This window comes from Pseudarthrobacter kochi (assembly GCF_055412805.1).
The window spans coordinates 119606-129488 of the sequence record NZ_JBVAYV010000008.1 but is presented as its reverse complement, the minus strand read 5'-3'; the positions used below and the strand labels follow the sequence as shown (position 1 = coordinate 129488).

Here is a 9883-nt window from a genome sequence, read left to right as displayed (position 1 = left end):
CAATCCATGGGAGCCACCGGGGTTTGTTGGGATAATGCCGTGGCCGAATCGGCGTTCTCGTCCCTGAAGAACGAGTTCTACCACCACCACAGCTTCGCAACCCGCCAGGACGCCAGGCGGGCCACCATGCGCTACATCGAGGTGTTCTACAACCGCTGGCGGCCGCACAGCAACAACGCCGGGTTGCCGCCGGCCACCGCGATGGCCAATTTCAAGACAAAAAACCAGCCGCAAACCGTGGCTGCCTAACTGACAAGAAACCACCCGACTGTCTCACATCCTTGACACACCTCACCCGCGTCTGATCTGGGCTTTTAGTTCGGAAAGTCGGCATTGTTCGGTGGCTTGGGTTGCGACTGGCTGTTGCAGTCGGCCACAATCCGAACTGGCCTGGCAATCGTGTCGTTGCAGTGGGGGAGGACGGGCAGGTGAGCTCATGCCGACGCCCGTCGATCGATGCACCGGTGTTTCGCGACGCCGCCGGTCGGGTGATCGACTAGGGAATCGGTGGGGCGTTTCGTCCCGGAGGAAACGTACTCGGTGGAAACGCATCCGCTGTGGTTCGCGCCGTGCGGCTTCGACCAATTGACCCGGCCTGCGCGTCCCTGACGTTCGTCTTCACCGCTTACCCCGGGAATCTACATGCATGCTGGGCTGCTCAATGATTTTCAGTTCCCGGCCTGTGGCTGCGACGCGTGCGACTCGACTTGGGCTGCGGAGGCCAGCGAACTGGAGCAGCAGGTGCAGGCGCCGCAAGGTGTCCCCGCAGCGTGAACGTCCGGGCGCCCGTCTGTCGCTCCGAGTACCATCACAGAACTTAGGTTCGAATACGCAGCCCCTTGCCAGCCGGAAGCCGAAGCCCCGCTCTCTGTCGAAATGATGCCGACGGGTGTGGGGGTTAGGGAAGAATGGCGGGCTGGTGTGCACTGGAATGGCAGTCGAGGAACACCCACGCATGGTCGCCCCGCCAACTTCACTGAAGAGCAGGATCCAGATGACGTCACGTGAGGCTGCCGAGCAGGAGCTGAGGCGCACGCAACGCCGATAAAGAATCGCGCTCAGGAGGCGACGACGAAAAATCCTCAACCCGGCGATCACGCTATTCTGCGTCGTCTGCATCGTGACGGTATGTGCGGGAGTCATCGGCAGTGAGCTGGGTGAACGGAAGAGGGATGCCAGAATCGCTGAGTTCGTGGAAGCCCAGGGCGGCGAGGTGACCAAGATCGTCCATCCGCATTGCGGCACCGGATACGTCGATGTCGTATTCGACGGCGAGCAAAGTCGATGCACCTACGACCTGCTCAATCAGACACCGCGCTCGCTGAAGTGCGACCCCGCCGTCAACCGCTAGTTCCATCATCAGAGCCAGAGCCAGAGCCAGAGCCAGAGCCAGAGCCAGAGCCAGAGCGCAGGTAGCAAGTGAGCGACGCTCAGCAAAAATCAACGCGGGCGAGCTCGAAGGGTGATGAGAATTCGCCTGTCGACAAGGTGATGTACGCGCTGTCCATTGCGGCCCTCTGCGCGCTGGCAGCCAGCGTCGTATTTGTGATCTGGAACGGCGCTGAACAAAACCGGCAGGACGACAGGGCCTACGTTCAGGCCGTCGAGGACATGTACGGCGGCGTGGACGTCGAGAACCTCATCGACGAGGGCCAGGTGAGGTTGACCAGCCAGTCCGCCGAGGATGGCCTCGATCACTGTTTCGGCCCTGAGGAATATCGAGTTGTCGCGGACAGCGTCGAATCGCCGGACGCCCTGCTCTGCTTCGACCGTGACCGCTACCGGGAAATCGTCGAGTTTGTGGAATCAGAGGGCGGCAAGATCATCGGGCGCGACATGGAGGAGGACACTCTGGCCGTCGTCTTCAAGGATCATGGTCCGTTCGGTATGAGCTGCACCAGACCGGAGCTGAACGACACCGAACTGCACTGCGCTCTCTAGCCCCCAACGGAGAATCGGGATAGTCATGACTTCACCCGAAGGCCCACCGTCAGATGCGAAGCGTGAATAGCGACGACAAAGGGATTGCTCCAGTGGTTTTGAGGCACCCCGCGTCTGCGTGTGGCGGCGCGATCTCTGCGCGAGTGTAGTCCACCGCTTCTCCCACCAAGGAATGTCGTCGCAGTTCTGCTGCCGAATGGAATTCTTCACGAGTTCCCGCGCGGGCTGCCGCCGCGGATTCCATCCGCCACGCCGCCGCCGTCGTTCGCGACGAGGGTGCGGAAGTGGTCGGTATCGTTCAGCCCGTCTATTGCGAGCTGTTCTCGATCAGCGTCGGAAGCGTTCTCGGCGGTGCGCGCTCGCAGCAGGACGACGCCCGCGACCCCATGTGCGTGGCGAGCGGACAAGTCGGCGAGGAAAACCCTCGCTGCACGGCTACGCCGGCGTTCCGAACGAAGACTTCGCGCCGAGACGTTGACTGTCGATATAATGGAGGATAATATCAGTTATATGAGAACAGAGGCACCGCTCCTCGCTCCGATCTTCCGGTCGGACGGACAAGCGCGCCTGCTCTCCACCTTGTTGCTCACCGGCGACGAACTGAGCGTCACCGATCTGGCCAATCGGGCCAGCCTGGCCTACCCGACCGCGCACCGCGAGGTTGCGCGGCTGGCGGACGCAGGCATCCTGAGCGAGAGATATGTGGGCCGCACGAGGCTCATCCGCGCCAACGACGAGAGCCCGCTGGTGGACCCCTTGCGCAAGATCCTCATGGTCGCGACCGGCCCCGTGGTGATCCTGGCCGAGGAGTTCTCCCGTATCGATGGGATCGAGTCGGCGTTCCTCTATGGCTCTTTCGCCGCGCGGATGCGAGGAGAAACCGGTCCGGCACCGCACGACATCGACGTCATGGTGCTCGGTGAGCCCAATGTGGAAGCGGTGTACGAGGCGTGCGCCCGGACCGAGGCCGCGGTGCACCGTCCCGTGAACCCGACGATCCTCACTCCTGAGGAGTTCGCCCCGCCCTCCGCCTTCCTCGACAACGTGCGCCGCGGCTCGGTGGCCGCCGTGATCGGGGAACTGCCGTGGCGCTGAATCCGCTCACCCGCGTCCAGCAGGCGACGGTCCTCGTGTTGGTCGAGGCGCGACGTCTCGATGTCGTGCCCGCGGACTTCGCGCGTGCGACCTCGTTTCTTCGTCAGGCCGAAGAGCGCCTGAACCAATTGGCGCTGCTCACCAGTGTCGTCGTCAGATACGGCATTGCCTACGACGCCTGTCACGACACGGGCGAGGCATTGCTTGCGGCCTACGGCTTCCGGACGATCAATGGGCCCGGCCAGCACGAGGCGCTCGGCCACTATCTGCGTGCGGTCCTCGACACACCGCCGGCGGACAGGGCGGCGCGAGAGTTCGACCGTCTGCGACGTGCTCGCAACCAGGACCGCTACGAGGCGAAACCGGTGGGTGCCGCGGCGACCGAGAAGGCCGAGCAGGTCGCCCGAACGCTGTTCGACGCCGCCCTCGCCAGAGGGATCTCGCCGTGACCCAGCAGTCCGCAAACAATCCGTGGAGTCAAGGCGGCGCCGACAGCCCCCATGGGCTCAACTGCGGTGAACGCCTGAATCAGCGGCATCCCGCTTCTTCACAGACACTTTTCGGCTACGTAACGTGGTGGAGTTCCGCTTCAACGTCTCCAGCCACTGGATTTTGAGACGGCCCCATCTGCTTCCGCATATGGGGCCGTCTCTGTTGGTGCGATGGGAGCATCCGTGGGTTCTGCGTGCCTATTGTGCGGGTGTGCGTCGGTGCCGCGGATGCCCGCAAATTGCAGCACCAAAGGGTGCGCGGACGCGTGGCATGACATACATCCTCCCAACTCACAAGGCTGCGGCACGAAACTTGGGGCGCTTCGCTCCGGATGAGCGCGTGAAGCTTGCCTCACTGCCCGGGGAATACCGCAGCCGTCCAACCTCAGCGAACCGACTCGCGCTAGGCTACCTGCCGCACGTGATTTAGGATCTGCCCATGACGAATCTTCAGGGTGCGGTTGTTCTGGTAGTCGGCGCCGCCGGCGGGCTCGGCTCGCGGATCGCCGATCAGCTGGAGAGTAACGGCGCCATTGTTGCCCGGTCGTCAAAGTCTGCTGGGCACGATCTACGCGCACCCTCTGTGATTCGGGAGGTGCTGGATGCCACGAATGCGCAGCACGGACGTCTCGACGGGCTAGTGGTTGCGTCCGGGGTCGTCGCCTTCGGCGCCGCTTCAGACCTTGAACCCGCCACGGTGGACGAACTGTTCGCTGTGAACACGACCAGTGCGATCCAGCTCATTACCCTGAGCCAGCCCTACCTCGCGGCCTCGGCACGTGAGGGCCGGGAGCCCTTCGTGGTAACACTGAGCGGCGTTGTCGCTGAGACACCCGTCGCCGGTCTGGCAGCATACTCGGCGTCGAAAGCTGGGCTCGCGGCCTTCGTTGTCGCAGCGGCGCGCGAGTATCGCCGCGCGGGCATCCGACTCGTGGACGCCCGCCCAGGCCACACTGGCACCGCGCTGTCCGAGCATCCGATCGCCGGGTCCGCGCCGCGATTCGGAGCGGGGCTGGATCCAGACCTGGTTGCAGCGCGGATTATCACCGCGATCGTCGATGGCGAGAAGGATCTGCCCAGCACCGCCTTCTAGGCTCGGCGGAGCTGATGAAACTGAGCGCTGTATGCGAAAGGCCAGGCTCGAGAGTGCGAGCCTGGCCTTTCGAATACAGCGCTAACGAGTCGGATGGATTCCGAAGTGGGTTCATTGCTGACGGCCGGGGCATCGAATCCACCTTGCTCCTGCTCGGAACCGACCCGAGGCGTCAGAAGTTCCTTGCATGCCGCATGGGTGTCAGTCACAGTGCCTGAGTAGATCGTGCTGTCAGCAGAGTTCAGGTCCACCGTGGACACCGCCTCGCAGCGGTGATGCACGGTGCCGCGACCGCGCGGAGGCGATCTTGGCTGCCGTGGATGCGGCTTGCCCTGCCCTACCCTTGTATCCATGGGGGGGGTATTGCTGTGCTGAAGAAAATTGACCAGTGGGACGTGCGGGTCCTTTACGCCGGGATGATTGCCCTGATGCTGGCGGCGTTCGTGTGGTTCGCCGGCGACCGTCTCCTTGAGGCATCAGTGTTCCTTTCGGTAGGGACGGTCTACGCATTTGTCGTGGTTCGCGTCGTCTCACGATCATTCCGGGCGTTCACGGTGATGCTCTGGACGTTCCTCCTGAACTACTGGACGTTGATCTCATTCGACGTCGGTGGTGCTTTGGACATCCCCGCGGCGGGGCCGTGGTTCATAGGGTTCATCGTCGGCGGAATCGCCGGCGGATACGTCCGGTCGGGACCGGGTGCCGGGTCAGAGGGCACGCAAACCCGCCCGCGCCGGCCCGACGCCGACGGCAAGTTCTCCGGCGGGTGGCGCCTGGCACTGATCAACGGAGTGTGCGCGCTGGTGCTGTTCGGCATCGGAACAGCCCAATTGGTCCTCCTGTCACCGACGGCGCCTGCTGTTGCAGTGCTTGTTGTCGCTGTTATCGCAGGCTGGGCGTTGTTCCGCTTCCCGCTGCCGCTGCAAATTAGAAACGGCCTCCTTATCCTTGGCCTACCCGTTGTGTGGTTTGCCTTGGCGTTCGCGGGTGGTGCCACCGACCAGATGGCCCTTCCGCATGCGTCGGCTTATGGCGCCCTCGCCGGCATTTTGATAGGCGGACGGTACTGGAGCGGCCCCCGGTTGGGCGAGCCCCGGCCGCCCTTCAACGGCCCGGGACGGCGGCGCCGCCGACGGAAACGTCGGCCGAAGCAGCAGACGCAAACACAGAAGCGCGAAAAACCAGCTGTAGCCGCCGCCCGTGAGAAGCAAGCCAAGGAGCGTTGAATCTAATCTGGCTGTGGCTGATGGACGCGTACTCGGTCGGCGGAGCGTCGCAGGGCTGTTCAATCGGAGAAGCGCGGCGAATAGACTGCCGACGGATCTGAGAGCGGCAGCGAGGAACTGGTCGCGAAGCAACCGCAGAGGTTATTCAGCTGCGCAACGTGGTGGAGTTCCGCTTCAACGTATGACGGCTTGGTAAATTCATCAAGTAATTAAGGATTACCTCGAGAAGCTCCGATTACAGAATCGGGGCTTTTCCTGTGCCCGGGGACGTTACCGCGGAGCATCCGGAACGTCAAGACCCGTTGCGGAATTCGGCCGGTGGAAGCGTGTCAAATGTTGCAGCTCGGTAACGAACTTTACAGCTGGTCAACTTTCCGCGCGTACGGCTGAATGTGGGGTTTACGCTTCATCCCATGTGAGACGGGCCACACTGCCGCTGGGGGAGTGTGGACGTCTGCCCGGTGCCTACGGCCTCGGTCTCAACCACACCACAGAAACAAGGAGGCGGAATGCGATTCGGTCGTATTTCCAAAGCAGTGGGCGTGGCAGCAGCAGCTGCCCTGGCCCTTAGCGCCTGCGCCGGCAACAGCGGCGGGACAACCCCGACCACTGCTGCGGCAGCAAGCAAATCAGGCGGATCTGCCACAGTCGTGGAGGTGAACGCCTTCAACACGTTCAACCCCAACACGGCTGACGGCAACACAGACATCAACTCAAAGATCAGCTACGCCACCCACTCGGGCTTCTTCTACATCGACAACAAGCTGAACGTTGTCCGCAACGAGAAGTTCGGCAAGATGGAGAAGAGTTCGGACGATCCGCTGACCGTCAAGTACACCATCAATGACGGAGTGAAGTGGTCAGACGGCACGCCCGTCACGACAGCTGACCTCCTGCTGCAGTGGGCCGCCTTCTCCGGGTACTACAACGACGCCGATTCGGAAGCCAAGACCGGAACGTCCTACTTCTCGTACGCCGGCGATCCCACCGGTATCGCCCTGACGGACTTCCCGGAGCTCAGCGCCGACGGCAAGTCCATGACGATCAAGTACTCCAAGCCCTTTGCCGACTGGGAAATCGCGCTCGGCGGCCCCGGCATCGACATCCCCGCCCACGTCCTGGCCAAGAAGGCAGGCCTGGCGGACGCCAAGGCGTTCGTCGACCTGCTCAAGAGCACGCCGCGCGGCGACTCCAAGGCCCCCAAGGCCGCCAACGCGCAGCTCCAGGCCATGGCCGAGCTGTGGAACACCGGGTTTGACTCCAAGACCCTGCCGGCGGACCCGAGCCTGTACCTCTCCAACGGCCCCTACATCGTCAAGGGCGTCAACCAGGACCAGTCCCTGACCATGGTCAAGAACAAGGACTACAACTGGGGTCCGGAGGCCAAGCTCGACGAAATCACCGTCCGCTACATTGGCGATTCCGCAGCCCAGGTCCAGGCCCTCAAGAACGGCGAGGCAGACATCATCGCCCCGCAGGCCTCCGCCGACACGGTGGACCAGCTCAAGGCGCTGCAGAGCCAGGGCGTCACGGTCGACCAGGGCAACCAGCTCTCCTACGACCACATCGACCTCAACTACAGCGGCCCGTTCGCGGAGAAGAACGTCCGTGAGGCGTTCATGAAGGCTGTTCCGCGCAAGGACATCGTGGACAAGATCGTCAAGAAGCTTGACCCGAAGGCGGCGCCGCTGGACTCCCAGCTGTTCGTCCCGGACCAGGCTGCCTACGCCGACTCGGTCAAGAACAACGGCTCCTCCGCTTACCAGGACGTCGACATCGACGGCGCCAAGAAGCTTCTCAACGGCGCCACCCCCGAAGTCCGCATCATGTACAACAAGGACAACCCCAACCGCGTTGACGCTTTCTCGCTGATCCGCGAGTCCGCCACCAAGGCCGGTTTCAAGATCGTCGACGGCGGCCTTGGCAAGTCCGACTGGGGCAAGGCCCTCGGCAAGGGCGGCTACGACGCCACCATCTTCGGCTGGATCAACCCGGGCGTCGGTGTCTCCGGTGTTCCGCAGATCTTCAAGTCGGGCAACGATTCCAACTTCAACCTGTTCACCGATCCCGAAGCCGACAAGCTGATGGACGAACTGATTGTCACCACGGACAAGTCCAAGCAGGACGCCCTCATCGCCCAGATCGACAAGAAGATCTGGGCTTCCGCCTACGGTCTTCCGCTCTTCCAGGCAGTCGGTGTCGACGCGTACAGCGACCGCATCACCGGCGTGAAGTACATGCCGAACCAGACCGGTGTCTGGTGGAACTTCTGGGAGTGGGCTCAGAAGTAGCCGACGACCGCACGTAGCATTTGCCAGCAAAGGCGTCGGGACCAAGGCACGATCGGTCCCGACGCCTTTCTGGCGGCACCCCCTGACGATGCCTTGGCCCCCGCCGCACTACCGGCGGGAACAGGCCAGACTCCGCGACCGGTCCGGGCAATCCCTGGGCCCGAATACCGAGGTTCGATTCCAATGGTGACCTACATATTCCGGCGGCTGATTACCGCCGCACTCATCCTTCTCGGCGCGTCCTTCCTGGTGTACCTCCTGACAGCGGCGTCGGGGGATCCGCTCGAGGAATTCCGTGCCAGCAGCGCGCCCAACAAACAGCAGCTGATCGACGCACGGACCGAACTCCTGCAGCTGGACACTCCCGCCCCTCTGCGGTACTTCAAATGGCTCGGCGGTGCGGCGCAATGCCTCATCCCCTTCGCCAACTCCTGTGATCTCGGCAAGAACATCGCCGGCCAGCCCATCACCGATGCCCTGGGGCACGCGCTGATCCAGACCCTGACACTCGTCACCGGCGCCACCATCCTGGCCATCCTGATCGGCATCACGCTGGGCATCGTCACCGCCCTGCGCCAGTACAGCACCCTGGATTACGGCGTGACGTTTATGGCGTTCCTGTTCTTTTCCCTGCCGATCTTCTGGGTCGCCGTCCTGCTCAAGGAATTCGGCGCGATCGGCTTCAATGACTTCCTCCGGAATCCCGATGTTCCGATAGCCAGCGCGCTGGCAATCGGCGCCCTGGCCGGAGTGATCACGGCGGTGGCCGCAGGCGGCGCAATGGGGCGCCGGCTGCTCACCGGGGGCGTGGCCTTCCTGTTCGTGAGCGCCGTGCTGATGTACTTCTCCGCCACCGAGTGGTTCAAGAACCCCGGGCTTGGTCCCGTTGTCATCGCCATCGCGGGCGTCGGCATCGCGTTCGCCGTCACGCTGCTCTCGGCCGGCCTGAAAAACCGCAAGGCGCTGCAGTCCGCCCTGATCGCCGTCGGCGTGGGACTGGTTGTCTACTTCGTGATCCAGCCTCTCCTGGATGAGGCCACGTTCCTGATGATCGTGCTGCTCGCTGTGGCTGCCGTGCTAGTCGGCATGGGGATCGGATTCCTGATGGGTGGCTACGACCGCGGCCAGTCGATGCGCGCAGCCGCGTTGACCTCGTTCCTGGTGGGATTCCTGATCCTGATGGACCGCTACATGCAGGCGTGGCCGAGCTACTTCAACAACAGCCGGGTCCGCGGCCGTCCCATCGCCACCATCGGCGCCAGCACACCGAACATCGAAGGTGACTTCTGGATCCTCAGCCTGGACTCCTTCACCCACCTGATCCTCCCCACCGTGGCCCTGATCCTGATTTCGCTGGCCGGCTACACACGCTTCACCCGCGCATCGATGCTGGAAATCATGAACATGGACTACATCCGGACCGCCCGGGCCAAGGGGCTTTCGGAGCGGACCGTCGTCATGCGCCACGCTTTCCGGAACGCGCTGATCCCGATCGCCACCATTGTCGCGTTCGACATCGGCGGCCTGATCGGCGGCGCCGTCATCACCGAGTCGGTCTTCTCCGTCCGGGGGATGGGGTTCCTCTTCCTTGACGGCATCCAGCACATCGACCCCAACCCCGTCATGGGCGTCTTCATCTGCGTGGCCATCACGGCCATGGTTTTCAACCTCATTGCGGACCTTGCGTACTCCGCACTTGATCCACGGGTAAGGGTAAAAGCATGAGCCAGCCAAGTCAGCAGGATG

Annotated in this window: 10 protein-coding genes; all 10 read left to right on the top strand. The window is 63.1% G+C overall.

Going from position 1 to position 9883, the window contains the following annotated elements; translation table 11 throughout:
- A partial coding sequence (locus ACZY0Y_RS06765) for an integrase core domain-containing protein (RefSeq protein ID WP_463957176.1) occupies positions 1 to 249 on the top strand: 249 nt, incomplete at its 5' end.
- Between the two features lie 393 nt (positions 250 to 642).
- Positions 643 to 774 (top strand): DUF6226 family protein, encoded by a 132-nt coding sequence (locus ACZY0Y_RS06760; protein WP_463881895.1) that lies wholly within the window; start codon positions 643 to 645, stop codon positions 772 to 774.
- A gap of 418 nt (positions 775 to 1192) precedes the next feature.
- Positions 1193 to 1351, top strand: a complete 159-nt coding sequence (locus ACZY0Y_RS06755) for a hypothetical protein (RefSeq protein ID WP_463881892.1) — start codon at positions 1193 to 1195, stop codon at positions 1349 to 1351.
- A gap of 68 nt (positions 1352 to 1419) precedes the next feature.
- On the top strand, positions 1420 to 1941 hold the full coding sequence (locus ACZY0Y_RS06750; protein ID WP_463957175.1) for a hypothetical protein: 522 nt from the start codon (positions 1420 to 1422) through the stop codon (positions 1939 to 1941).
- Positions 1942 to 2451: 510 nt separating this feature from the next.
- Positions 2452 to 3036, top strand: a complete 585-nt coding sequence (locus ACZY0Y_RS06745; RefSeq protein WP_463881888.1) for a nucleotidyltransferase domain-containing protein — start codon at positions 2452 to 2454, stop codon at positions 3034 to 3036.
- Entirely contained in the window at positions 3027 to 3485 is a 459-nt protein-coding gene (locus tag ACZY0Y_RS06740) for a hypothetical protein (RefSeq protein WP_463957174.1), read from the top strand. The genes ACZY0Y_RS06745 and ACZY0Y_RS06740 overlap by 10 nt, the downstream gene beginning before the upstream one ends.
- Positions 3486 to 3966: 481 nt before the next feature.
- Positions 3967 to 4620 (top strand): SDR family NAD(P)-dependent oxidoreductase, encoded by a 654-nt coding sequence (locus tag ACZY0Y_RS06735; RefSeq protein ID WP_463881883.1) that lies wholly within the window; start codon positions 3967 to 3969, stop codon positions 4618 to 4620.
- Positions 4621 to 4940: 320 nt separating this feature from the next.
- Positions 4941 to 5846 carry a hypothetical protein gene (locus ACZY0Y_RS06730; protein WP_463957173.1) on the top strand — a complete coding sequence of 302 codons (906 nt, stop codon included), beginning with the start codon at positions 4941 to 4943 and terminating at the stop codon, positions 5844 to 5846.
- Between the two features lie 509 nt (positions 5847 to 6355).
- On the top strand, positions 6356 to 8137 hold the full coding sequence (locus tag ACZY0Y_RS06725; RefSeq protein WP_463957172.1) for an ABC transporter family substrate-binding protein: 1782 nt from the start codon (positions 6356 to 6358) through the stop codon (positions 8135 to 8137).
- A gap of 183 nt (positions 8138 to 8320) precedes the next feature.
- A complete protein-coding gene (locus tag ACZY0Y_RS06720) occupies positions 8321 to 9862 on the top strand; it encodes an ABC transporter permease (RefSeq protein WP_463957171.1) in 1542 nt (513 codons plus the stop codon).
- Positions 9863 to 9883 lie beyond the last annotated feature (21 nt).